Genomic DNA, 25,956 nt, shown 5'->3' on the forward strand with positions numbered 1-25,956 from the left:
ACGCGGTTAATCCAGATTTAAAAAGTCCGGCAGCGGCCGACCGTCCTTTAGGGGATTTAGGGGCGATTTTCAATGTCAACCCCAGCTTGCTTTCTGAATGTTGTCGATGCTGATTTTGATGCTTTCCAGCGGAGGGCGTTTACAGATGTCCTGCTCCACAAAATAATGCTTCATCCCAGCTTCCCCCGCTTTTTCAAAAATGGCCGCAAAGTCGATGGAACCGGTGCCTACTTCCGCGAATTCCTGCTCCGGTGTTTTTGCCATATCCTTCACGTGCCAGAGGGGAAAACGACCGGGGTATTTGGCGAAATAATCGGCGGGTTTCTGACCGGTTTTCGAAATCCAGTACAAATCCATTTCCATCTGCACCGTCGTATTTTTCAGAATCAACTCATACGGCATCTGTCCGTCCACGCGCTCCGTAAACTCAAAATCGTGGTTGTGGTAGCCCAGCGTCAGCCCGGCTTTTTTCGCCGTTTCCTGACCCGCCGACAGCAGATCGACCAGTTGTTTGTAGTCCTCCGTTTTGCGCTCGTCGGCGGCCAGATACGCAATGATGATGTATTCCTGACCCACAGCGGCCGCATCGTCCACCACCTGCTGCCAGTTTTTAGTCAAGCCGTCCATCGGGCCCATTTGGGTTGAACGGGCCGTCAGAGTGTGTCCGCTAGGAGCCGACAAGCCATTGTCTTTCAGTATTTTAAGGTACTCAGTAGGGGTTTTTCCGAAGAATTTTCCACCGCCATACCCGAAGTTTTCCACTTCTTTATACCCCAGTTTGGCTACCTCCGCCAGGACGGTTTCGATCCCCTGTTTCTGAATGTCATCCCGGAGCGTATACAATTGCAAGCCTATGGTTTTGGCTTTTGCCGAACAGGCGTTCAGGCCAAGCATCGAGAGCGCACCAAGTCCTAAAGAGGTTCCAAGAAAGTTTCTGCGATTCATGTTGATTCCGGTAAAATAGACGATTGGGTGAAGTATCTGGCGTAATCTTAATGTGTATTTTCAACACAATGATACCGCGTTTTGGCTTTGTGTCTATCTTACCCCTATAAATAATTTAATTTTTTCAGTCTGGAGTCCAGATTGATAGGAACGCGGATGGAACAGATCGAACGGATTTGCACGGATTAAAATCCGTTCCATCCGCGTTCCTATACCCTAAGTGATTACGCCAGAACCGATTTGACCACCTTCCCGGCCACATCCGTCAGCCGGAAGGGACGCCCCTGAAACTGGTACGTCAGCTTGGAATGGTCGAAGCCGAGCAGGTGTAGAATCGTAGCCTGCAGGTCGTGGACGTGAACTTTATCTTTCACGGCATAATAGCCAATCGGGTCGGTTTCGCCATAACTGAAACCGCGTTTGACCCCACCCCCTGCCATCCAGACGGTGAACGCATCGAGGTGATGGTCGCGGCCCATGAACGGCAACGTCTGGCCGTCGCGGTTTTCCTGCATGGGCGTCCGGCCAAATTCTCCGCCCCAGACCACCAGCGTTTCGTCGAGCAAACCGCGTTGTTTCAGGTCGTTCAGCAAGGCCGTCACTGCCTGATCCGAGGTCGTGCATTTGTCCCGCAAACCGGTTTCAATCGAACCGTCCTTGCTGGTTCCGTGCGTGTCCCAACCCCAGTCGAAAAGCTGGACAAACCGCACACCGCGCTCAATTAGTCGTCTTGACAACAGACAGTTCCGGGCAAACGAACCCTTATTCGGGTCAACACCGTAGGCATTCAGAATGTATTCCGGTTCGCTCTTGATGTCCATCGCATCCGGCACCGACATCTGCATCTTGAACGCCATTTCGTATTGCGAAATCCGGGTCAGAATTTCCGGATCTTTCACGTCGTCGTACTGCTGCTGGTTGATGTCGTTGATCGCTTCGATGGTTTGTTTCCGAATGTCGCGGTTCATGCCCTTCGGATCGGAAACGTACAAAACCGGGTCCCCGTCGGTGCGGCACTGAACGCCCTGGTACACCGTCGGCAGAAAACCGCTGCCCCAGACCGACTTGCCCGCATCCGGTTGTTTCCCGCCCGACGCCAGCACGATGAATCCCGGCAAATTATCATTTTCGGACCCCAGCCCGTAGGTCACCCACGAGCCAATGCTTGGCCGCCCCAGCCGGGCCGCGCCGGTGTGCATCAGCAACTGCGCCGGGGCGTGGTTGAACTGGTCGGTATGCATAGACTTGATGAACGTGATCTCATCAGCCACGGTTTGCAAATGCGGCAGATAATCGGAAATCCAGGCACCCGACTGGCCGTGTTGCGCAAACTTGCCCTGCGGCCCGAGCATCTTGGGAACGCCCCGGATAAAGGCGAATTTCTTGCCTTCCAGCAATTCCTGCGGACAGTCTTTGCCGTGGTATTTCACCAGTTCCGGTTTGTAATCGAACAACTCCAGTTGCGAGGGCGAGCCCGCCATGTGGATGTAAATCACCCGCTTGGCTTTCGGCGAAAACTGCGAGGGGCGTGGCGTCATTGGCTCACCCGAAGCAGATGACGCGCTGAGTGCCGTTTTCTCTTCCTTGCCACCGAAAAAACCGCAACTGGTCAGGGTCGACCCCAGGGCCATCGCGCCCAGACCGGTGGTGCAGGTGTGCAGAAAATGCCGCCGGGTTTCGCGTTGCAAAGCCGCTTCCTGGAGTTCTTTGAGGAGTTTGTTCATCGGATTTTATTCTTTCGTAATCACTTCATCCAAATTCAGCATCGTATTGGCCGTCACGGTCAGAGCCGCCAGTTGGGGCGTCGCTTCCTCGCAGGACAAGAGTTGGTGGGCATCTTCCGGATGCTGGCGATAATAGGTTTCGGTATTTCGGTACAATCGGGTCAAAACCGCCAGTTTTTTCGGCGTCAGATCCCGCAGCATCACCAGTCGAAATCCAGCCTGAATCTGCTGTTCGGGTGTTTTTCCGCGCAGTTTCATCGTCTCGGCCAACCGCTGGGCGGCTTCCACATACACCGGGTCGTTGAGCGTCACCAGTGCCTGCAATGGCGTGTTGGTGCGCAACCGGCGCAACTGGCAAAACTCCCGGCTGGGGCTGTCGAAGGTAATCATCGACGGATAGGGCGCGGTTCGTTTCCAGTAGGTATACAACGCCCGGCGATAGCGGTCTTCGCCTTCGCTCAGCTTCCAGGATTCGCCACTGTAGGGCGATTGCCAGATGCCGTCGGGCTGGGGCGGCATCACACTGGGACCGTATAACTTGCTGCTTAACAGGCCCGTAACCGCCAGCGCCTGATCCCGAACCTGCTCGGCGGCTAGCCGGACGCGGGGCCCACGCGCCAGCAATTTGTTGTAGGGATCTTTCGCCAGCAGCTCCGGCGCTACTTCGGAATGTTGGCGATAGGTAGCCGAAACCACGATTTTCTTCAGTAATTTCTTGACACTCCAGTGATCGGTTTCCATGAAATCAACGGCCATCCAATCCAGCAATTCGCGGTGCGTTGGCTGAATACCCTGGGTTCCGACGTCCTCGACGGTTTCGACAATGCCGGTTCCGAACAACTGTTCCCAAAACCGGTTGACGGCCACCCGCGCCGTCAGCGGATGTTCGCGGCTCACCATCCATTTGGCCAGGCCTAAGCGGTTTTTAGGCAATTCTTTTGCCATTGGCGGAAGCGATTTCGGCACGTCGGGTTTCACTTCCTTGCCCTTCACCAGCCAGTTGCCCCGCTCGAAAACGTGGGTTTTTCGGGCCAGATCACCGGTTCCGTCCTGCATGATGGGCGTCGATTCGGGCCTGGTATTCAAAATTTCCGCCAGTTTCAGATCCATCTCGCCTAATTCCGTTGCGGGTTGATGGGGCAGTGCGGGTTGAAACGATACCCATCTGATCTGGACCCAATCTTTCGGCGTTTCCGGGCTGGTCAGCGTCAGATAAAGATCATGGCGGCCCGAAACCGGCGGAAGCGCAAAAATCATGGTGGTGTCGCGGCCGGTAGGCGTCGGCGAGCTCATCAAAACCGGGCCGGTCGGGCTATCCTGGTGCAGGGTCAGAACGGCGTTTTTGGCCTTTGTTCCCCATTGCATAATCAGGCGGTTTCTGCCCGTCAGGTCGATGTTTTTAATCCGCCCCGAACCGCCATCCTGCACCCCGAAAAATTTGGCATCAATCAGCGACGCGTTGACGTACTGATCGAAATCGTGCGAGTTGATTTTGGGTTCGGTAATCCGGACGAATTTCATTACGTCCTGCGCCTGCCGGGGCTGCTTCACATGCCCTTTCAGCCAGCTATTCAAGGCCTGAACTTTTAGCGAATCTTCCTTTTTGTAAAACCGTAGGGTCGGGGTTTCGGTCGTCACATCCTCGTCGCGGGCGTTGTTGAAAAACGCCAGGTACTTGTAATATTCTTCGTGGACAAATGGATCGTAGGGGTGGGTGTGGCACTGCACACAGCCAAAGGTGGTTCCCTGCCAGACGTCCCAGGTCGTATTGACGCGGTCCATTACGGCAGCCACGCGAAACTCTTCGTCCTGCGTTCCACCTTCGTCGTTGGTCATCGTGTTGCGGTGAAAACCGGTCGCAATCAATTGGTCGTCCGTCGGGTTGGGCAATAAATCACCGGCCAGTTGTTCGACGGTAAACTGATCGAACGGTTTGTCCTGATTGAAGGCTTTGATGAGCCAGTCGCGGTACCGCCAGATGGTTCGTCCCGGATCGCGTTCATACCCTTTCGTGTCGGCGTAGCGGGCCAGATCGAGCCACATGCCCGTCCAGCGTTCGCCGTAGGCCGGAGAAGCCAGCAGCCGGTCGACCACCTTTTCGTAGGCATTCGGGGAAGTATCGGCGACAAAATCAGCGACCTCTTTTTCAGTCGGCGGCAAACCGGTCAGGTCGAGCGACACCCGGCGGATCAGCGTGGCTTTGTCGGCTTCGGGCGATGGTTTCAGCCCTTCCGGTTTCAGTTTATCCAGCACAAAATGGTCGATTTCATTTTTCGCCCAGTTCAGTTCGTCATTTTCAACGATGCCGAGTCGCGACCAGAATGTGCCGATGTTCGGAACGTCCGGTTTTTCAACGGTTTGGTACGCCCAGTGATCGCCCCATTCGGCGCCTTGGTCAATCCATTTCCGCAGCAGGTCGATTTCTTCCGGTTTGAGAGGAGGGGCTTCCAGCGGCATCCGTTCATCGTGGTCGGTGAGCGTCAACCGGCGGATCAGTTCGCTGGCATCGGCATCGCCCGGCACAATGGCCAGTTTCCCGGATTTGGCCGGTGCGAGGGCTTCGTGTTTGAAGAGTAAACTATAGTTCGATGCCTTTTTGACGCCCCCGTGGCAGGCAATGCAGTTTTTGTTAAGCAGCGGTTTGATCTGGGTATTAAAATCCACCTTATCCTCGAAGATTCCGAGGAACGAAGAAAGCGTAAGCGCAACCACCACGGCCAACCCGCCAACCACCAGGAGTTGAGGTTTCATAAGTAAAAGTTCAGGTTTCTGGGTTTCGACTCCTTATAAAGAGTCGAAAAAGGAAATGTATTGAAATCTACTACAAAAATTAGAAAATTTCCGGACTTTTCCGCGTTAAAACTGGATCATTGTTACCTTCCAGCCTATTTAAGCCCGAAGGGTGCTCTATGGATAACCCCGGATGCAATCCGGGGCTGCGGGCTGCGACGGCTGATGGTCGATCACCTGAGCCCCGGATAGCATCCGGGGTTATCCATACTTATAATTTGTCCGGTTTTTACTCGCTGCGTAAACTTTCCACCGGGTTGGTCAGGGCGGCTTTCACACTTTGGAAACACACGGTCAGGAAGGCAATGATCAGAGAAACCATGCCCGCCAGCGCAAATACCCACCAGACCGGGTCCAGCTTGTATTCAAAATTCTGCAGCCACTGGCTCATCGCGTACCACGCAATGGGTGAAGCAATTACGATGGCGATGAATACCAGTTTTAAAAAGTCTTTCGACAACAACAGCACGATGCTGGCCACCGATGCGCCCAGCACTTTGCGAACGCCAATTTCTTTGGTGCGTTGCTCGGCCGCAAAGGCCGTCAGACCAAACAGCCCCAGACAGGCAATCAACACCGCCAGAATCGTGAAGGTCAGCAGGATTTGGCCCTGTTTCTGTTCCGCTTTGTACTGCTGTGAAAAGTTTTCATCCAGAAAATGAAAGTCAAGCGTATTGGCCGGATCGAAGGTTTGGTAGACCGACCGGATGTAGGCCAGGGCTTCGGTTACTTTCGTGGGTTGAATCCGAACATAGACATTGTCTTTCTCAAAAGGAGCGGGCATCTGCAGCACCAGCGGCTCGATTTTATGCTGAAGCGAATAGGTATGAAAATCCTTGACAACGCCCACCACCCGGGCTTCGGCCGTGTGCTTTTCCTGATCGATGTAGTATTTCACCCGCTTGCCGACGGGTTCTTTCCAGCCGAGTTGCTTCACCAGCGTTTCGTTGACCAAAACGGCACCGAACAGGTCGCTTTTGAACGATTCAGAAAAGTTTCGTCCGTTCAGCAGTTTAATTTCCAGGGTCTTGAGGTAGTCCGAATCGACCGAAAATTTCTGGACAACCTGCGTACTGGCTGCAATCGCCCCGTTTTGCTCAAAAAACATCCCGTTACCACCGATGTTATTGTTACCAATCGGATTGCTGGCGGCCGACGCACTCTGTATCAACGGGTTTCGCAGCAGGGCCTCTTTGAGTGCCTCGACGCGCTGGCGGGTTTCGTCACTGCTGATGTGAAAGGTGAGCACCTGTTCTTTGTTGAACCCCAAATCCTTGTGCATCACAAACTCCATTTGCCGGTACACAATGCCGGAGCAGGCAATCAGCGCAATCGTGGCCACAAACTGAAACACGACCAGCGATTGCTTAAAAAAGTTGCTGCCCGATTGGGACCCAACCTGCCCCCGCAGAGCCGCTGTAGGCCGAAAACCCGACAGCATCAACGCCGGATAGAGACCGCTCAACGCACCCAGAGCCAGCGAAAGGCCACCAACCACCAGGACCGTAGTCGGTCCATCGGGAATCGACAGCGACTTATCGGCCAATTGATTGAAAAAAGGTAAGGCGATCATCACCACGCCCGTACTAACCAAACCTGCCAGGAACGTCATGAGCATCGACTCGGTCAGAAATTGCCCGATGAGCTGCTGCCGATACGATCCGATGGCTTTCCGAACGCCGACCTCACGGGTCCGTTTCAGGGAGCGGGCGGTGTATAAATTCACGTAGTTGATGCAGGCAATCAGCAGAATCAGGGCCGCCACGACCGCAAATATGGACACCGTCCGCGCGTTACCGTTCGGGCTGATTTCATAGTCGAGCTGCGAGTGGAGGTGAATCGACCTGAGCGGCTGGAGTTCCATGCGGTAATTCACCCCTTCCCCCAGTTCTTTTTTCAGGTATTTCTGGTAAAAACCGGGTAGCTTGGCTTCCAGCGTTTTGGAGTTGCTTCCTTCGGTCAACAGCAGGTAGGTATAGAGTTCGAAACTCTGCCAGCCGCTGGTATAATTGGTTGGCAGCGAGCGCAAGGCCTTGAACTGCAAGTGCGAATTGGCCGGTATATCGTCAATCACCCCCGTAACGGTATTGGGAAAATGGTTGCTGAACTCAACGACTTTTCCAACCGCTTTTTGGGCATCGCCGAACAGATTTTCGGCAACGCTCTTCGTCAGGACGATGCTTTGCGGTTTACTCAGCGCCGAAGCCGGATCGCCATACAGAAACGGAAATGTAAACACCTCAAATACCGACGGGTCGGTGAAAAAGATGTTGCCGACCTCAATTTTTTTGTCGTTGAACGTAATCTGTCCACCACCTTCGGTGCTGAACCGAACAGCCTTTTCAACTTCCGGGTATTCGTTTTTCAAGGCGGGGCCATACGGCGCGGAAGTCGGGGCGAGTTTGAGGTTTCCACCGGGCCACTGGGCATAATGAACCACCCGGACGATGCGGTCCGCTTTGGTATGAAAACGATCGTAGCTCCATTCATCCAGGACGTACAGCGCCATCAACCCTACCGCAGCCATCCCAATTCCCAGTCCGACGACGTTGAGACCGCTGAACAGCTTGTTTTTCCAGAAGGTCCGAATCGTGATTTTGATATAATTGCGTAGCATAATCGGTAACGGGTTGAAGGTTTAAGACGGAAGCTTATTAGAATCGAAGCCCGGGTCAGGCTGTATTATAGGCCATTCCAAAAGCCGTACCAAATAAATAATGCGTTCATTATCAATAAATACAAGCCCTTTCTTTGCTACGTTGTCCGCAAATGGACGGTTGGATTGACCGCTGGCGGACAGGCACTCAAACCATTACCGCACCGCCGGTTCCAGCAACCGGATCGTTCCGGCGTTGGCGTCCATTTCGGCTTCGATGCCCAGCGGGACGGTGAATTTGTGCGTAATGTGGCCGATCATGGCGCCCGAATACGCCGGTTTTTTCAGCGGAATAATGTGATCCCGAAAAACGTCTTCCAGCGTCAGCGAACCGTAGCCTTTGCCGGGCTCGCAGTCGGTGCATTTCCCGAAAACAAAACCGCTGATCTGATCGAGAACGCCCGCCAATTTGAGTTGCGTAATCATCCGGTCCATCCGGTAGACATCTTCCCCAATGTCTTCCAGAAACAGAAGGCTGTCTTTCCAGTCCGGCAGGTATTTTGATCCCATCATGTGGCTCAAAACCGTCAGGTTACCGCCCACCAGCCGCCCGCGTGCTTTGCCGGGGTTCAACGTGTCAATCCGGTCTTTGACCTGCGTCAGCAAATCGCCCTTGTCGTGCGGATTGTCCATCAAAACCGCCTGGCCATCCATCAGCGTTTGCCGGAAATAGTTCACCGTGAACGGATTGAACGTCGCCGAACCCACCGGGCCGTGCATCGTCACCAAACCGGTTTGGGCGTAAATGCCCAGTAACAAGGCGGTTATGTCGCTATATCCGACCAGAATTTTCGGATTCCGCCGGATCAGGTTGTAATCGAGCAATGGCAACAGCCGGGCGCATCCCCAACCGCCGTGCATGGCCATGATGGCATTGACACTGGAATCAGCAAACATCGCGTTGAGGTCGGCGGCCCGGTCGGCGTCGGTCCCGGCGAGGTAGCCGTAGCGGTCGAAAACGTGTTTGGCAATGACGGTTTTGAACCCCAGTGCCTGCAACGATTCCACTGCGACCTGCACCGTTTCGTGTGTGAAAGCCGGAGCCGCCGGGCCTACCAGCGCCACCGTATCGCCCGGTTTAAGCCGCGGGGGTTTGATCACGGAAAGCGGTGGGCGAAAAGCCGGGACGGCCGCAGCAGCGGTGAGCATTTGCAAAAAGTTTCGGCGGGAAAACGACATGGGACGGAAACGAGTAGTAGGAATTGCGGTAAAAAGAGTACCAAGATAAACCAGAATACAACGCGATTCCTTAATTTAGATCGCATTCGGTATTTTTAAAAAATTTTAAAATATTTTTATTGGTGTTACGAATAAGTATACCGAATTTTGCCGCACCGCACGAACCACAATCTACCATTCGTTATGATTTCTGAACCTTCCATTGTCGAAAATGCGTCGGGTCGTAAACCGGGTGAGCCGGTGCAATCGGCCATCACGTACGAAAAAATTCCGACGCACATCTACGCCGATGCGAAAGATGCGTCCCGCGCCGTCGCCCACGAAATTGCGGATCTGATCCGCGCCAAACAGCAACAGGGCAAATTGTGTGTGCTGGGTCTGGCAACCGGCTCATCACCCAAGACGGTGTATGCCGAGCTGATCCGGCAACACCGCGAAGAAGGCCTGAGTTTCCATAACGTGGTGACATTCAACCTGGACGAATATTATCCGATGGAACCCGATTCGCTGCAAAGCTACGTGCGGTTCATGAAGGAGCAGTTGTTCGACCACGTCGATATTCCGGAAGGCAATTATCACATTCCCGACGGAACCGTTCCGGTCAACAAAGTGGCCGAGTTCAGCCGGTCGTACGAAGAAAAAATTCAATCGTACGGGGGGCTGGATTTTCAACTGCTCGGCATCGGGGGCAATGGTCACATCGGTTTTAACGAACCGGGTTCGCTGATCAATTCACACACCCGCCTGATGATGCTCGATCACTCGACGCGGGCGGCTGCGGCCATGGATTTTGGGAGTCTGGTAAGAACCCCGAAAAAAGCCATTACGATGGGCGTTGCCGCCATTCTAAGCGCCCGGCGGGTGGTTCTGCTGGCCTGGGGTGAACGCAAAGCGCCGGTGATCCGGGCCGCTTTGGAAGGCACCGTTACCGAATCCATTCCGGCTTCGTACCTCCAAACCCACCCCAACGCCTTGTTTGTGATCGATCAGGCGGCCGCGTCGGACCTGACCCGGATGCAAACGCCCTGGCTCGTCGATACCGTTGAGTGGGACAACAGCATGGTTAAAAAAGCCGTGACCTACCTTTCGCGCTCGCTGAAAAAACCGGTTCTGAAATTGACCAACAAAGATTACAACGACAACGGAATGAGCGACTTGCTGGCTCAGGTGGGCCAGGCATACGATCTGAACATCGACGTTTTCAATCAACTGCAACATACGATTACGGGCTGGCCGGGTGGCAAGCCCAATGCCGACGATACGAAGCGCCCCGAACGCGCCCTGCCCGCCAGCAAACGCTGCCTGATTTTCAGCCCGCACCCCGACGATGACATCATTTCGATGGGGGGAACCTTCCAGCGCCTGGTCGACCAGGGCCACGAGGTTCACGTGGGGTACCAGACTTCTGGCAACATTGCCGTGGCCGATGACGAAGCCCTGCGGTTCGCGGATTATGTGGTGGACTTTAACGAGAAATTCGGAATCGACAGCCCCGAAGCAACCCAGATTTTCCGCGATGCGGCCGAGTTCCTGCGCGCCAAGAAAGACAGTGAAATGGATTCGACGGAAGTCCGGTATATCAAAGGACTGATTCGGAAAGGCGAAGCCAAATCGACCTGCCGCTTTGTCGGGATTCCGGTTGAAAACGCCCATTTCCTGAACATGCCATTCTACGAAACCGGCAAAGTCGAGAAGAGTGCACTGAGCGAAGCCGACATCCAAGTAGTGATGGACGTTATCAAACAGATAAAACCGCACCAGATTTATGCCGCCGGTGACCTCGCCGATCCGCACGGAACCCACAAAGTTTGCCTCGACGCCATCATGGAAGCCGTTCGCCGGTTGAAAAACGAAGACTTCATGCAGGATTGCTGGGTGTGGCTCTACCGGGGTGCCTGGGCTGAGTGGGACATTCACGAAATTGAAATGGCCGTACCGATGTCGCCGGATCAGGTGATGCGCAAACGGCTCGGGATTTTCAAACACCAGTCGCAGAAAGACGGCGTGGTGTATCAGGGCTCCGACTCGCGCGAATTCTGGCAACGCGCCGAAGAACGCAACCGGGCCACGGCGGGTTTGTATAACCAGCTCGGTCTGGCCGAATACGAAGCGATGGAAGCCTTTGTCCGCTGGAAATTTTAACGTAGCCACGAACTTCTTTTGACAAGCCCCTGCCCTACCCGGCCGGGGCTTTTTTTGGCCCGGTCGGCGGTTGCATCGTTTTAAGGCCGATAAGCGCCGGGATTCGGGTGTGTGGCTTTGAATCTGTCGGACGGGTGTCTATTTTTGCAACACGCGGGGCTGTCACCCGCTCAATCCCTACCACCTTGACTTTAACCGACCGCGCCTTCTGGCTCAATTACTGGGAATCAAAAGAAGGGCTCATTTTCCAGATTCCGGACAAATACCCGTTTCTGCCCCTGATCCGGCAACTGGTGGCGGCTCACCCCATCCAGTCGGTGCTGGAACTGGGCGGTTTTCCGGGGTATTATTCGGTCTGGATGAAAAAACACCTGAACACCGACGCCACGCTGCTCGACTACGTTGTTCATCCGAAAATCCTGCATGAACTGGAAAAAGCGAACGGGTTGCCGGAACATTCCGTCGGGGTGATCGAAACCGATCTGTTTCAGTATTCGCCCCAACGCGGTTTTGACATGGTGACCTCGAACGGACTCATCGAACACTTCGACGACACGGCGGTTATTCTCGAAAAACACGTCGAATCGCTGAATTCCGGCGGTTTGTTGCTCGTTACCCTGCCCAACTTCCGGGGGTTGAACGGCTGGTTTCAGAAGACCTTCGATCCGGAAAACTACGCCAAACACAACATCCGGTCGATGGATTTGGAACTGCTCCGAACCACCAGCGAACGGCTGGGCCTGCAAAATATCAAGGTCTACTACGACGGGCGGTTTATGCTCTGGTTTGAGCGTGAATCCGAAAAACCGCTGCTGGGTCGCCTGCTCCGAAAGCTCCTGTGGCTTCCGCTGAAAGTGTTTTTCAAACTGGTTCCGGTTGAAACCAAAACGTTTTCGCCCTACATCGTTTTGACGGCTACCAAATGAAGGTTCTGCACCTGAGCACGTTTCATCAGTTTGGCGGGGCGGCCATTGCCGCCAACCGGATCAATCAGGCACTGAATCGGGCCGGTTTTTCGTCCGCTATGCTGGTGGCCGACACGTCGGTGGTCGAACCGTTTGTGACGTCCCTCGCCCAAACGCCCTGGCAAAAACGCTGGCACACCGCCCGGTTTGCGCTCGACCGTCTGACCTTTATGCCCTTCGAACGCAGCCGCGACGTCCGGTTTGCCTTCTCGCCTGCGCTGATCGGTACCGACATCAGTCAGCATCCGCTTATGCAACAGGCTGACATTCTGCATCTTCACTGGACTTCGTTTGGTTTCTTATCGACCCGATCGTTGAACAAGCTGTTTGCGTTGCAAAAACCGGTCGTCTGGACGATGCACGACATGTGGGCGTTTACGGGCGGCTGCCACCACAGCGGCACCTGCGAGGGCTACCAACACCACTGCGGCAACTGCCCGTTCCTCCGGACGGCTGCGCCCGACGACCTCTCACACAGCGGCTGGCTCCGCAAGCAGACCGCGTATCAAAACGCCCGGCTGACGCCGGTAGGATGCAGCCAGTGGCTGGCGAACCGGGCGCGGCAAAGCAGCCTGTTTGGTAAATTAGTGGTTCAATCAATCCCAAATCCACTGGATACCAGGGTGTTTGTTCCGGTTCCGAAAGCGGTTGCCCGCTGGGAATTGAAACTGCCGGATCACAAACGGTTTATTCTTTTTGCCGCTACGAAAGTGTCGGCGGTGGGCAAAGGCTTTTCGTATTTCCAGAAAGCCCTGGGGTTGTTGCGGCAGCAACTGGCGCAGCCCGACGATCTGGAACTGCTGATTTTCGGAGCGGGCGACGAAAGTTTGTTGCAGGCATTACCGTTCAACTACCACTTTCTCGGTTCCCTGAACAGTGTGCAGCAGATCGTCACGGCCTACAGTGCTGCCGATTTGTTCGTCATTCCGTCGCTGGAAGAAAACCTGCCCAACACCATCATGGAGTCGATGGCCTGCGGAACGCCCGTGGTCGGTTTTGAGGTGGGCGGTATCCCCGAAATGGTTCAGCATCAGCAGACGGGTTATCTGGTCAACTACCGCTCGGTCGAGGATCTGGCCAATGGCATTCAGTGGGTGCTGGAACAATCCGAAACCGCTTTTCAGCAACTGTCGGCAAACGCCCGAAACCATGTGGTGATGCATTATGACGAAACCGTGGTGGCCCGGCAGTATATTCGCCTGTACAATGATGTTGTTACACAGGCGGGGCCGCCCGGCGGTTAATCAGGGAACATCAGAGGTAATCAAAGTTTTCTCTGATGTTCCCTGATCACCTCTGATTAACCGCCGGGCGGCCCCGCCTGTGTAACAACCTAATTTAAAAAATAGTAAGATCGGTTTTCTTGCGACACAACACCGCAAATGCGCTCGGTTTGATTTTTCGCAGGGCCGGAACGGATTTCAGGATTTGAGTTTTCAGCCAGATCGCCCAGAAAGCCAGCGTGTTGGGAGCCGAATGCCGAATGGCGGCCGTGTCGTAGAAAACGCTGTGTTCGGCCAGAATTTCGAACCCTTCGGATTTAAGCAGAAACTTGAACAGCGAGGGCGTGAAAATATTGATGTGACCGTACGACAGGAAGTGATCGGTTTTTCTGTCGACAAAAAAGCTGAAGTCAATCGGTACTTCAAAAAACTGGTACTCCGAAACCCGGGCAATTTCACGCAGCAAAAGCCGCGGATGTTCCACGTGTTCGATGACGTGTGAGCAGGTCGCCAACGGGAATTCTTTCGGGCCATACGGTATCTTGTAGCCGTCGAATAGCTGCACATTCTGCAACGACGACAGGCCCCGCTCGCGGATTCGGCTGGCGCCACTTTCCGAGATTTCGAGGGAATACATCGCCGGCGAAAACCGGTTCTGGTCGAGTTGCTGCAAAACCGCCCCGTCGCCGGAACCGACGTCGAGCATTTTCGGAAAGTTGTAGGATTGACACAGGCGACGAATGGTTTCGGCCTTCATCCGGGCGCCCATATTCCGCCAGGTGCGGTCAGAATCAGCGTATTGCGACCGGTATGCGTCCTGAAGTGCCGATGAGGTTGTTGAATTCGTTTCCATTCAGCCGTTGGTTAGCACGTAAAATTACCGTTTTTTTGTGAATTGCCCGCGCTCTTACTATGCCCTTACTTTCCATCATCACCATCACCTACAACGCCGAACGCTTTCTGGAGCGCACCATTCAGAGCCTGTTGGCCAACCAACCGGGCGCCGAGGTGGAGTACCTGATCATCGATGGCAACTCCAAAGACGGGACACTGGACATCGTGCGGCAGTATGAAAAACACATCACCCACTGGATTTCGGAGCCGGATCGCGGGTTGTATGACGCCATGAACAAAGGCCAGCAACGGGCCACGGGCGACTACGTCTGGTTTATGAATGCCGGTGATGAGCTTCACGACGGAGCGGTTTTGTCGAAGCTTCTGAACCAGATCCGGAACAATCCCGCCGACGTCTATTACAGCGACGCACTGTTTGTGGACGATACGGGTAAAGCGCTGGGGTTACGCAGCCAAATTACGCCCCACACCCTGCCCCACCACCTGAGCTGGCGCGACATGAATCTGGGGATGAAAGTCTGTCACCAGGCGTTTATTGCCCGCCGAACGCTGGCCCCACCCTTTCGGATCGACAATCTCAGCGCGGATGTCGATTGGGAAATTCGCTGTCTGAAAACCGCTCAGAAAGTAGTTTGGCTCGATTTTGTCTTGTGTAAGTATCTGGTGGGCGGTTTGTCGGTTCAGCGCCACCGGCAGTCGCTCCGGGATCGGTTCACCGTGCTGGCCGATCATTTCGGCGTGGCAACGGCCTTGTGGAACCACGTCCGGATTGTGGCCCGGGCGGTGCGGTTTCGGTTTTTTAGCTGAAAGCAGGAAGTCGTTGCAACGACTCGGGTTGGTGAGCTTCTGGCATTTATTCCCACGGTTCAAACCGTGGGCTGGTTTTCATACCAACCACGTCATCAGAATAGCAATTCCACAGCCCACGGTTTGAACCGTGGGAATAAAATGATTGAAATTTTTCGAATTGACCAACGGTTCTAACCGTTTTGTTTACTCATAAAATGACGCAACGAATTCTATTTATTTGCTTTTTCTGGCTTACTTCTCTTCCGCTTTTTGCCCAAACGGCCGGTGATTCCATTCCCACCGAACGACGGTATCCCTTAACGTCTTTTATTGTTCCGGCCACGCTGACAGGGGGCGGAGCAGCTCTGATCGGACACCCCACCCGGGAGCCCTTTCGCTCGACGGGTCACGTCAGTTCGGCGGATGACTACCTGCGTTTCGGGCCGTATGGCCTGCGGGTCGCGCTGCAACTGGCGGGCGTGAAACCGGCGGTCAACCTGGGCGACGAAATTGCCGTGACGGTTTTGTCGAACGTGGCCATGGGGGGTGTCACGGAGGTCCTTAAACGCACGATTAACTCCACCCGCCCCGACGGTTCCGACCGCCGATCGTTCCCATCCGGCCATACGGCGGTAGCCTTTACGGGGGCGGAATTACTGCACCAGGCGTATAAACACAAGAGTCCGTGGATCAGCATCGCGGGCTATGCCATGGCGAGTGCCACAGCGGTGCTTCGGGTGGCCAACGAAAAGCACCATTGGGCCGATGTTTTGACCGGAGCAGGCATTGGGATTGCGTCCGTAAAGATAACGTATGCGGTTTATCCCGTTATTAAACGCAAGTTACAACGCCACCGCAAGCAACCGGCAAGCTAAATACAATCACCTGTTAATCAATTAATTGATTAAGTATTTTAAATGAGTAACCACCTGTCAATCACCGGTTTTCAGCATTACGTCCGTATTAAATTCGTTTTTCGTTGAACACATTTGTCGGTTTGTCCAAAAATGAAAATAAATTTGCGGTTCGCGAGCAAAAGGCAGACGAATATTTTTTTGCACACAGTAAATTTAAAATAGACTTTTAATATGAAGCGCTTAGCTGTTTTTACTTCCGGCGGTGACGCACCTGGCATGAATGCCTGTATTCGGGCGGTTGTCAGAGGAGCGGTTTACCACGGCGTCGAAGTTTTCGGCATCCGTCGGGGGTACAACGGAATGATCAACGGCGATATTTTTCCCATGACGTCCCACTCGGTGAGCAACATTGTTCAACGCGGTGGAACCATCCTGAAATCCGCTCGCAGCAAAGAGTTCATGACCCCCGAAGGCCGTCAGAAAGCGCACGATCAACTGATTAAACACGGTATCGAAGGCCTGGTGGCCATTGGCGGAAACGGGACGTTTACCGGAGCTTTAAAGTTTTTTGAAGAATACCAGATTCCCACCGTTGGCGCGCCGGGCACCATCGACAACGATCTCTACGGCACCGATTATACCATCGGTTTCGACACCGCCGTCAACACCGCCCTCGAAGCCATCGACAAAATCCGCGATACCGCCGATTCACACGACCGGATTTTCTTCATCGAAGTGATGGGCCGCGACTCCGGCTACATTGCCATTCAGTCGGGGATTGCCGGAGGTGCCGAAATGGTGATGGTGCCGGAAGTGCTGACCCCGATTTCGGAAGTTGTCGAGACGCTGAAACAGGGCTGGAGCCGTTCCAAATCGTCTTCCATCATCATTGTGGCCGAAGGCGACGAAGAAGGCAATGCCGCCGAAGTAGCTGAAAAAATCCGCTCGCAGGTGGGCGTCGATGTCGACATGCGCGTGACGACCCTGGGCCATATCCAGCGCGGAGGCATTCCAACGGCCTACGACCGCATTCTGGCCAGCCGCCTGGGTTTGGGAGCTCTGGAAGGCTTGTTAAACGGGGAAAAGAATGTGATGGCCGGCGTTGTCAATAACCAGCTTCTCTACACGCCCTTCATCGATACCATCAAGCTGCCCAAGCCGATCAACGAGGATTTGCTGCGGATGGTGCGGATTCTCAGCGTTTAGAGATACCCTGCAACCCGGTACGCCGTGTAGCCTACCAGTTCGTGGATCAGCCAATAGGAACTAAACAGGGCTTTTTCGGAAGGCAGCAACAGGTGGTTGGGCGCAAACTCGCGTGGTCCGCCGAAAAAAGCCGCCGGGTAAGGGGTTACGGCCATGTGCTGTTTCTCGAAACACCCGATCGCCCGGCGCATGTGCCAGGCCGACGTGATCAGCACGTATTCATACCCATTGAACCGTTTTTGGAGTATTGGGGCTGAGAAAAGCGCGTTCTCGTGCGTGTTGCGGGACCGGTTTTCGAGCAGCACGTCCTGCGCCGGAACGCCCGCCAGCATCAAAAATTGCCGCGTTAATTGCCCTTCATTGGCAACGTCGCTCCGGAAAATCCCCCCAATGCCTCCGCTAATCAGGATTTTCTGAATCTGCCCGGCTTTATACAACAGCAACGCCTGTCCCATCCGGTCGGCCTGATCGCCCAGATAAATGCGGTTGCGTGGCTCCCCATCCACCTTCATCATCCCCCCCGTCAGCACCACCCCAATGCGGGGGCGCGTCGGTGCGGGCAGCGTAACCGGCGGAATTTCCCACCAGCGTGCCACCTCATTGGAAATAAATCCATTGCCGGTAATTAGCAGCAACACCACCGCCGAAAGCAGGGCTTTTCGTCGGCGGGCATGATTTTTGGTGAGGATCGCTACCAGCAACAGGATGGTCAACAGCCCCAGGGGCATGAGCAGAAAGGAGAATACTTTGGAAAGAAAGTAGAACATCGTGTATGCGAAGGCCAACGCCCCAATCGTTATAACTCGTATCTTTGTATGACAAACTCTGGTCAACCAACCACGCAATTCATGAATCGACGGTTCTGTTTTACGGCGTTCCTGCTGCTCCTCTTCGCCCCGTGTCTACGGGCGCAATCGTCCGAAGGTCATCTGGTTACGGCCAAAATCAAAGGACTGGCCAACAAAACCGCTTATCTGGCGCATTTCTACGGCCAGACACAGTTTACGCCCCGCGACACCGCTACCGCCGACGCCGAAGGACGTCTGGTGTTCGACGGGCCGAAGGATCTTCCCGGCGGGTTGTATATGATCGTGGTGGATGCCAAACCGGTTCTCCAACTGGTGATTGGCGAACAGCGGTTTTCGATTGAGGCCGATACAGTGAACGTCATTGAATCCATGAAAGTGACCGGTTCCCGCGAAAATGAGCTTTTTTACGGGTACCAGAAATTCCTGAGCAAAAAGTACGGAGAAATCAGTGCTTTGCAAAAAAGCGGGGGATCGGCCAGCCAGATTGCCGCCGGTCAGAAAGAAGTAGAAGACTACCGCAAAGACTTCATGGCCAAAAATGCCAATACGTTGACGGTTAAGCTGTTCCGGGCGGCCGAAGAACCCGAAATTCCGGAAGCACCGAAGCTGGCGAACGGACGCCCGGATTCCAATTTTGTTTTTAATTATTACCGGAATCACTTTCTCGACGGTTTCGATTTTTCGGACGAACGCCTGATGCGGACGCCTTTTCTTCAAAGCAAACTCGACCGTTATCTCAAAGAACTGACCGTGCAAACCGTCGATTCGCTGATTCCGGCGGCTGATTACCTGGTGAAAAAAGCGAAAGCCAACAAAGACATTCTGCAATACACGATCTGGTACATTACGAACCAGTATGAAGAGCAAAAGAAAGTGCTGAACACCGACGGTTTGTTCATTCACATGGCCGAGAAGTACTGGCTGACCGGGGTAATGCCCGTCAGCGATACTTCCACGCTCACCAGCATGCGCGACCGGGTCAGGATTCTGAAACCGCTGCTGGCCGGCAAAACCCTGCCCAACGTGAGTTTGAAGGATACGCTCGGGCGGTTTCAGGCCTTGCACAACGTCAAAGCGGAGTATACCATTGCATTTTTCTACGATCCCGAATGCGGACACTGCCGGGAGTCGGCCCCCTCGCTGAAGAAATTCTACGATAAACACAAAGCCCAGGGCGTGCAGATTTACGCGGTAGCCATTGGCAAAACCGAAGCGATCTGGAAGAAATTTATCCGGGAGTTTAAATTGCAGAGTCTGCTGAACGTCTACGGGCCGAGTGCGCCGGTCGATTACAAAACCAAATACGACGTGTATTCCACCCCGACGGTGTATGTGCTCGATAAAGACAAGAAAATCCTGGCCCGCCGATTACCGGTTGAAGATCTGGAAGGTTACTTCAATTTCATCCAACAGCAGAAAATGACCAAAAAACCGGCCCCGATGAAGGATGCCAAGGCGAGTGTAAAGGGGAAATGATTGACGGTTTACGGTTTTCAGTTTACGGTAGCTGACGCATTGCTACTTCGTTATTCAATATTCGGTATTCATTATTCGATATTTTAAGAATGCATCAGCCATCGAAACCTTGGCCCGGCGAAAACCGTATACCGAAAACTGAAAACCATTACTTCATCTTCGTCCGTTTCACTAAATAGCTCGTCAGGATCTGGTCGAATCCTTTGGCGATATCGGCCTCGATGAAGTCGATCCGGTACTGACCGCAGCGGAGTTTGAGTTCGTGGTAAAAATTCTTGATGGCCGTTTGGTAGTTGTCGCGCACCTGATTAGGCTGCACTTTCACTTTTTCGCCGGTTTCCAGGTCGATGAATTCGTAGGGCCGCTCGTCAAAACTGAAATCTTCCTCGGTTTTCTTATCGATGACGTGAAAAATCAGCACTTCGTGGAGGTTGTGGCGCAGGTGTTGCAGGGCTGAAAACAGGTGGTCGACATCCGAAACATTCTCGAACATGTCGCTGAAAATCACCACCAGCGAACGTTTGTTGATTTTTTCGGCCAGTTGGTGAATCACTTCGGCCGCCGACGTTTTCCGCAGCGGGGGCGGTTGTTGCAGCAGCGTGTTGAGTTGCTGGAATATTTTATGAACGTGTGAAGGCGTCGATTTCGTTTGCGTCTGAATATCAATCCCTTCGGCAAAAGTGGTCAGGCTGACGGCGTCTTTCTGGCGCTGGAGCAGATAGGCAATGCAGGCAGCGGCCAGAATGCTGAAGGTAATTTTGCCATAGCCCGGTTCGGGGTAATACATCGTCGACGAGGTGTCGAGCAGCAGGTGGCAGCGCAGGTTGGTTTCTTCTTCAAACCGCTTGACAAACAGGCGTTCCGATTTGGCAAATACTTTCCAGTCGATGTAGCGGGTGCTTTCGCCGGTGTTGTAGAGCCGGTGTTCGGCAAACTCGACCGAAAAACCGTGGAAGGGCGATTTGTGCAAACCGGTAATGAATCCTTCCACCATTTGGCGGGCCAGAAACTCTACATTACCGTACTCCCGGACTTTCAGTAAATCTACTTGCGTTGCCATAGTCGTAAAAATACAGATCGCGGCCGGATCATCAAAAGGATTCGAAGGGTAGTTTAGGCATCCGGCACATCAAATTTGCCTTGTGTCTGAAATGCGCCCGGCGCAAACTACGCTTTGATTCAGTGATCCAACCGCGATATGAAAACGTTCTCCGCGCTTAAATGGTATCGATGGGGGCAAGCAACGGTTCTAAACGGTTCGTAAGCGGAAACAACACGGCGGTGGCAGGCTCGGTTATTTTCCGGTTATGACCGACAACCCGGATGGCCACATTGGCGATGCCGGTTTTAACGATTCCCAGGGTTTTCGCGGCTGCATAGGCCAGATCGATGATGCGGCCTTTGCCGTGCGGCCCCCGGTCGTTAATCCGAACGACAACGGATTGGTTATTGGATAAGTTGGTCACTTCGACCATGGTGTTCATGGGCAGAGAAATGTGTGCCGCCGTCAGTTTGTCGTTCTGATAACGTTCTCCGCAACTGGTTTTTTTCCCATGAAAGCGTTTTGAATAGAAAGAAGCCTTTCCTTTCTGTATGAGACCCGACTGGGCCTCCGTTGATTTCATGCCGCCGAAAAGCAGCATGATCGTGACGATTATACTCATACAGTTTGAGGTTTGGTGGAAAACAAAAAAAGGTTGAGCGCCAGACACTTACGCCCCACCTTTAGCAGAAATTTAACAATTCCCTCATTACAAAGATAACAGCAACTGCTTAAGAAGCAAACTGTTTTCTTTCTTTATTCTAGTGTTCTCTTAAACCTGTCCAGTTTGGGCCGTACGCTATGAAAATTAATTTAAGGCAATATTTTTGCTAGTTATACTAATCCGCTTATTTTAGCGTTTAAATCACCTCAAACCACCAGAGATTGTGGAAGAAAAAGAGAAAGAAAAAATCTTTTCCAAGCGCGTCAGAGCTGGAAAACGTACCTACTTCTTTGACGTCAAATCCACCCGCGCCAACGACTATTATCTGACCATTACTGAAAGCCGCCGGCATCCGCAGGGCGACGGTTTTATTTACGAGAAACATAAAATGTTTCTCTACAAAGAAGATTTCGACAAGTTCTCTGATGCGTTGCACGATACCATTCAATATATTAAATCCGATTTGATGCCTGAATTCGACTTCTCCCAGTACGCCGTGAAAGATGAACTGGAAGATGTGGGCGGCAGCGAATTGAAGTGGGAATAACCCCTCTATCTCTTCTTCCACAACTTAGCCTCTGATCCCCGGAGGCTTTTTTGTTTTTCGCCCCTGAATGTCCGAACTTTGCGAGACAATTGTGAATGAGTGAATGAGCGAATGAGTGAATAGCCTGCCGGATTCTTGTCAAACTATTTACTCATTCGCTCATTCACTCACTCACTCATTCAAAATTAAAAATACATGAGTCTTCAATGCGGTATTGTCGGGCTGCCTAATGTTGGGAAGTCCACCTTGTTTAATGCCATTTCGAGCGGAAAGGCCGAAGCTGCCAACTATCCGTTCTGTACCATAGATCCCAACGTCGGCGTCGTCACGGTGCCTGACGAACGGCTGGACACGCTGGAAAGCCTGGTGAAGCCCCAGAAAGTGGTGCCAACCATCATCGAATTTGTCGACATCGCCGGGCTGGTCAAAGGCGCCAGCCAGGGACAGGGCCTGGGCAATAAGTTTCTGGCCAACATCCGGGAAGTCGATGCCATCGTCCACGTCATCCGGTGTTTTGAAGACGATAACATCGTCCACGTCGAAGGGCGCGTCAACCCGATTTTTGACAAGGAAATCATTGACATCGAGCTTCAACTGAAAGACCTGGAGTCGATCGACCGGAAACTGCAACGCACCGAAAAAGCCGTTCGCGCCGGTAGCGACGCCAAAGCCAAAGCCGAACTGGAAATCCTGATCCGCTACAAAAAAGCCCTGGAAGCCGGACAAAACGCCCGGGCCGTGGATGTAACGCCCGAAGAACAGTTTGCCGCCGTGGGCGAACTCCAGTTGCTGACCGTCAAACCGGTAATTTATGTCGCGAACGTCGACGAAAAATCGCTGCCGGGCGGCAACCAGTATTCCGATCAACTGAAAGAAATGGCGAAGGCCGAGGGCGCGGAAGTGGTCATCGTGTGTGCTGCCATTGAGGCCCAGATTGCCGAAATTGAAGAACCCGACGAACGCCAGATGTTCCTGGAAGAATACGGTTTGCAGGAATCCGGTCTGGATCTGCTCATCAAAGCGTCGTACCGTTTGCTCAATTTAATTACTTATTTTACGGCGGGTGTCAAAGAGGTTCGCGCCTGGACGATTCAGCGCGGCTGGAAAGCCCCGCAGGCGGCTGGCGTGATTCACTCGGATTTTGAAAAACACTTCATCCGCGCGCAGGTCATCAAGATTCCGGATTTTGTTCAGTACAAATCACAGGCCGCCGTTCGGGAAGCGGGCAAGTTGTCGGTCGAAGGCAAGGAGTACGTCGTGGCCGACGGCGATGTGATGGAGTTTCTGCACAGCGCTTAATGAATGACGATAGCGGGCTTCCGGCCCGCTATCTTTTGGTTTATACCCGTCTATATCCATGGCAGAAGTCTCCGTCAAACCTGCCCAATCCCACCAGTTCCGCGACATTCCGCTGTTTCTGGTCCTGATTCCGATTATCAACGTCCTCAATTATTACCTGACGTATACCCACATTCCGTCGGGCTGGCGGCTCCCGGTTACGTTCCTGATCGACACGGTTCAGGGGTATGCGGCCTGGTGGATGCTCCGGGCGATTATTCGGCGGTTAGACCACCGGTTTCCCTACGAACGAAATTTCGTCCGGCGAATCCTGCTGCAATGTGTGATTACGTCCGTGGTCAGTCTGCTGGTCATTGCCCTCTCGACGGAAGCGATCAATTTTCTGGCGACTGACAAACCGGTTCCGCGCCGTTTCTACACCCACGACATTTTCATTTTTTTCATCTGGATTTTAGCTATCAACGGTATTTACATCGGTGCTCATTTTTACGAGCAATTTCAACAGGCCAACCACACCAAACACGAAGCGCTCCGCGTTCGGCAGGAAGGGTTTATCGTTCGTTCGGGCAAACAGAGCATTGCCGTTCCGTTCGATGAAAGTATCGGATTTTACGTCGATGGCGAATACACGATGGTGTTAACCGATCAGCAGAAGCGATACGTGGTCGACCAATCGCTGGACAAACTGGAAGATGAACTGCCGGGCGAGAGGTTTTTTCGACTCAACCGTCAGTACATCCTGCACCGCCAAACCCTCACCGCCTTCGACCGACTGGAAAACGGCAAGCTCAACGTACGGCTGAAAGATATACCCGGTTTTCCGGAAAGCATTCAGGTCAGCCGCACCAAAGCCCCGGCTTTCAAAAAATGGTTTTCTCCTGAATAAATACAACTGCACTTCACAGATCATTTTGCTACACTTCACCGAAAAACCGGCTTATACGCCGTCAACAAATGCTTTTCCTGGCGGTACTTTGCCAACGCAAATACGAACACGCCATGAAAAAATTATTTTTATTCAACATTCTTATCTGTGTCCTGACGGGTTTGATACCGGTTTCTGCGCAACACATACCGTCGCCGGAGTCTGTCAAGCGTGACTGGCCACTGATCGTCAGCTTACAATTCCATTCCATTTCGGTGCCTTTCAAATCTTTGAAAGGCACCTTTTCAAATGTCGGATTCAGTCTGGGTACGGAGGTGGCCTACAACCGCCGGGCCAATCTGCTCCAGCAGGTTCAGCTTGGTTTTTACCGGAACCAAAACGGCGGAAACGGCTTATCGGTTTTCACCCAGACGGCTTACCAACCGCATTTTGGGCCGGTTTACACCGAAGTCAAAGCCGGGTTGGGCTACCATTTCGCCTTTCACCCCAACACCACACTCGTGTTTAAAAACGGCGAATGGCAGTCGGCCAGCCAATCCGGCAAAGGTCTGTTGATGGTGCCGGTTGGGCTTTCAATCGGTTATCAAGGCACCAAAACCAAACGACTGGTGGAGCCCTTCGTGAGCTACCAGTTTTTTATTCTGCAAGGCTACAACCCGGATGTCCCTCTCCTGCCCAACCAGTTGATTCAGATTGGCTCCCGCATTCATTTTTCCCACTAATTCACACCTCACCACTCCATGAAATTCTTTTTTATCGGCATCCTGCTGGCCAGTCTGCTGGCCTGTGAGCCAAACGATTTCGCCACGCCTACGGTTTCCTGCACGGAAACTACGCCAATCAACGCGAATTATTCCAAAGCCCGGCAAATTCAAACGCTGCTGGACGGTTTCACTGCGGAAGGACTACCGGGTGTTGCGGTGGCGGTTTATACCCCCAAAGAAGGCTATTGGGCCGGAGCGTCCGGCTATGCGCGGCTGGAAGATAAAACCGCAATGCAAATCTGCCATTTGCACTACAGCCAGAGTGTGGCCAAAAGCTACATGGCCGTTGGCATGCTAAAACTGGTTGAAACCGGTAAAATTGAGCTTGATACGCCGATAACGACCTATCTGCCCGTAAATCTCAGCGACAACATTACCGATGCCGAAACCATCACGGTTCGGATGCTGCTCAATCACACGTCCGGTATTCCCAACTATTCGCTCGATACCGATTACGTGACGGTTTTTCTGCAAAATCCGCTGCGTTCGTTCACGGGTGCGGAGTATTTGTCGTACATTCGAAAGTCTCCTCTGCGCTTCAAACCCGGTAGTTATTTTCAGTATTCCGATACCAATTACCTGCTGCTGGCCCTCATCGCCAACCAGGTACACGGCGACCACGCCCGGCTAATTCAGGAAAGCGTTTTGGCTCCGCTGAACCTTCAGCAAACCTTTTACCATAACGTTCAGCAGCAGACCAATCTGGTTAACAGTTACTTCGACCGGTTTGGCGACGGCAAGCTGGAAAATGTTTCGCAGATGCAGCAAGTCAACGTCAACTCCCTGTCGGGCGACGATGGACTGGTGGCTTCTCCGCTCGATTTCGTCAGATTTCTGCGCGGCCTGTTGGAAGGAAAACTGTTGTCAGACAAAAGCATGAAGACGATGATGACCTGGGTGAACGACAAAAACGGCGAACCGAGTTACGGCATGGGCTTATACCGTGTCTATTATTCCGGGCAGCTTGCCTACGGCCACGGCGGGGCGGGTTTGGGTGCCGGATGCGCCCTGTATCATTTCCCGGAGAAGCAACTGTACGTCTTCATGGGGACAAATATGGGAACGCTCACCGACGGACCGTATGTGCGGAAAGTGGGCGAAATGAAAGACCAATTACTCGATCTGCTGCTGAAATAAC

At 53.2% G+C, this 25,956-nt stretch carries 21 protein-coding genes; 12 read left to right on the top strand and 9 right to left on the bottom strand.

Going from position 1 to position 25,956, the window contains the following annotated elements:
- Positions 1–75: 75 nt before the first annotated feature.
- From F0P93_RS20320 to F0P93_RS20340, 5 genes are all read right to left on the bottom strand, one after another.
- Positions 76–945, bottom strand: a complete 870-nt coding sequence (locus tag F0P93_RS20320) for a sugar phosphate isomerase/epimerase family protein (RefSeq protein ID WP_150879225.1) — start codon at positions 943–945, stop codon at positions 76–78.
- A gap of 224 nt (positions 946–1,169) precedes the next feature.
- On the bottom strand, positions 1,170–2,669 hold the full coding sequence (locus tag F0P93_RS20325) for a DUF1501 domain-containing protein (RefSeq protein ID WP_150879232.1): 1,500 nt from the start codon (positions 2,667–2,669) through the stop codon (positions 1,170–1,172).
- A gap of 6 nt (positions 2,670–2,675) precedes the next feature.
- Positions 2,676–5,420: a DUF1553 domain-containing protein gene (locus tag F0P93_RS20330; RefSeq protein WP_150879239.1), complete on the bottom strand. Its 2,745-nt coding sequence runs from the start codon at positions 5,418–5,420 to the stop codon at positions 2,676–2,678.
- A 268-nt stretch (positions 5,421–5,688) separates the two neighbouring features.
- Positions 5,689–8,076, bottom strand: coding sequence for an ABC transporter permease (locus F0P93_RS20335; protein WP_150879246.1), 2,388 nt, complete (start codon positions 8,074–8,076; stop codon positions 5,689–5,691).
- Positions 8,077–8,271: 195 nt separating this feature from the next.
- Positions 8,272–9,294, bottom strand: a complete 1,023-nt coding sequence (locus F0P93_RS20340) for a S66 peptidase family protein (RefSeq protein ID WP_150879252.1) — start codon at positions 9,292–9,294, stop codon at positions 8,272–8,274.
- 183 nt (positions 9,295–9,477) lie between these two features.
- Here F0P93_RS20340 and nagB point away from each other — a divergent pair, with 183 nt between their 5' ends.
- The 3 genes from nagB (at position 9,478) to F0P93_RS20355 (ending at position 13,645) form a co-directional block, all read left to right on the top strand.
- A complete protein-coding gene (gene nagB, locus F0P93_RS20345; RefSeq protein ID WP_150879260.1) occupies positions 9,478–11,436 on the top strand; it encodes a glucosamine-6-phosphate deaminase in 1,959 nt (652 codons plus the stop codon).
- A 185-nt stretch (positions 11,437–11,621) separates the two neighbouring features.
- Positions 11,622–12,362 (top strand): class I SAM-dependent methyltransferase, encoded by a 741-nt coding sequence (locus tag F0P93_RS20350; protein ID WP_150879267.1) that lies wholly within the window; start codon positions 11,622–11,624, stop codon positions 12,360–12,362.
- On the top strand, positions 12,359–13,645 hold the full coding sequence (locus F0P93_RS20355) for a glycosyltransferase family 4 protein (RefSeq protein WP_150879274.1): 1,287 nt from the start codon (positions 12,359–12,361) through the stop codon (positions 13,643–13,645). Before F0P93_RS20350 ends, F0P93_RS20355 begins: the two co-directional genes overlap by 4 nt.
- Positions 13,646–13,739: 94 nt before the next feature.
- On the opposite strand, the gene F0P93_RS20360 is transcribed toward F0P93_RS20355, so the two are convergent.
- The gene (locus tag F0P93_RS20360) at positions 13,740–14,477 is read right to left on the bottom strand and encodes a class I SAM-dependent methyltransferase (RefSeq protein WP_150879281.1); all 738 of its coding nucleotides are present in this window, start codon (positions 14,475–14,477) and stop codon (positions 13,740–13,742) included.
- Positions 14,478–14,536: 59 nt separating this feature from the next.
- On the opposite strand from F0P93_RS20360, the gene F0P93_RS20365 reads away from it, so the two are divergent.
- The 3 genes from F0P93_RS20365 to pfkA all read left to right on the top strand — a co-directional run bounded on the left by F0P93_RS20365 (position 14,537) and on the right by pfkA (position 17,331).
- On the top strand, positions 14,537–15,286 hold the full coding sequence (locus F0P93_RS20365) for a glycosyltransferase family 2 protein (RefSeq protein WP_150879289.1): 750 nt from the start codon (positions 14,537–14,539) through the stop codon (positions 15,284–15,286).
- Positions 15,287–15,483: 197 nt separating this feature from the next.
- A complete protein-coding gene (locus F0P93_RS20370) occupies positions 15,484–16,143 on the top strand; it encodes a phosphatase PAP2 family protein (protein WP_150879296.1) in 660 nt (219 codons plus the stop codon).
- Positions 16,144–16,356: 213 nt separating this feature from the next.
- Positions 16,357–17,331 (top strand): 6-phosphofructokinase, encoded by a 975-nt coding sequence (gene pfkA, locus F0P93_RS20375; RefSeq protein ID WP_114407978.1) that lies wholly within the window; start codon positions 16,357–16,359, stop codon positions 17,329–17,331.
- Here the strand turns inward: pfkA and F0P93_RS20380 are convergent.
- A complete protein-coding gene (locus F0P93_RS20380) occupies positions 17,328–18,098 on the bottom strand; it encodes a YdcF family protein (protein ID WP_150879303.1) in 771 nt (256 codons plus the stop codon). The two genes, pfkA and F0P93_RS20380, sit on opposite strands and share 4 nt — an antisense overlap.
- 81 nt (positions 18,099–18,179) lie before the next feature.
- On the opposite strand from F0P93_RS20380, the gene F0P93_RS20385 reads away from it, so the two are divergent.
- Positions 18,180–19,616 carry a TlpA family protein disulfide reductase gene (locus F0P93_RS20385; protein ID WP_150879310.1) on the top strand — a complete coding sequence of 479 codons (1,437 nt, stop codon included), beginning with the start codon at positions 18,180–18,182 and terminating at the stop codon, positions 19,614–19,616.
- Positions 19,617–19,764: 148 nt separating this feature from the next.
- On the opposite strand, the gene F0P93_RS20390 is transcribed toward F0P93_RS20385, so the two are convergent.
- Both F0P93_RS20390 and F0P93_RS20395 read right to left on the bottom strand, forming a co-directional pair.
- Complete coding sequence (locus F0P93_RS20390) at positions 19,765–20,676, bottom strand: DUF58 domain-containing protein (protein WP_114407975.1); 912 nt, start codon at positions 20,674–20,676, stop codon at positions 19,765–19,767.
- Positions 20,677–20,833: 157 nt separating this feature from the next.
- Positions 20,834–21,280, bottom strand: a complete 447-nt coding sequence (locus F0P93_RS20395; RefSeq protein WP_114407974.1) for a septal ring lytic transglycosylase RlpA family protein — start codon at positions 21,278–21,280, stop codon at positions 20,834–20,836.
- 265 nt (positions 21,281–21,545) lie between these two features.
- Here F0P93_RS20395 and F0P93_RS20400 point away from each other — a divergent pair, with 265 nt between their 5' ends.
- From F0P93_RS20400 to F0P93_RS20420, 5 genes are all read left to right on the top strand, one after another.
- Positions 21,546–21,869 (top strand): DUF3276 family protein, encoded by a 324-nt coding sequence (locus tag F0P93_RS20400; protein WP_114407973.1) that lies wholly within the window; start codon positions 21,546–21,548, stop codon positions 21,867–21,869.
- Positions 21,870–22,064: 195 nt separating this feature from the next.
- The gene (gene ychF, locus F0P93_RS20405) at positions 22,065–23,168 is read left to right on the top strand and encodes a redox-regulated ATPase YchF (RefSeq protein ID WP_150879323.1); all 1,104 of its coding nucleotides are present in this window, start codon (positions 22,065–22,067) and stop codon (positions 23,166–23,168) included.
- Between the two features lie 58 nt (positions 23,169–23,226).
- Complete coding sequence (locus F0P93_RS20410; protein ID WP_150879330.1) at positions 23,227–24,054, top strand: LytR/AlgR family response regulator transcription factor; 828 nt, start codon at positions 23,227–23,229, stop codon at positions 24,052–24,054.
- A 113-nt stretch (positions 24,055–24,167) separates the two neighbouring features.
- Entirely contained in the window at positions 24,168–24,776 is a 609-nt protein-coding gene (locus F0P93_RS20415) for a hypothetical protein (RefSeq protein ID WP_150879338.1), read from the top strand.
- Between the two features lie 18 nt (positions 24,777–24,794).
- On the top strand, positions 24,795–25,955 hold the full coding sequence (locus F0P93_RS20420) for a serine hydrolase domain-containing protein (RefSeq protein WP_150879345.1): 1,161 nt from the start codon (positions 24,795–24,797) through the stop codon (positions 25,953–25,955).
- The last annotated feature ends 1 nt before the right edge of the window (position 25,956 follow it).

Origin of the sequence: Larkinella humicola (assembly GCF_008727875.1) — a bacterium.
Taxonomy (GTDB): Bacteria; Bacteroidota; Bacteroidia; order Cytophagales; family Spirosomataceae; genus Larkinella; species Larkinella humicola.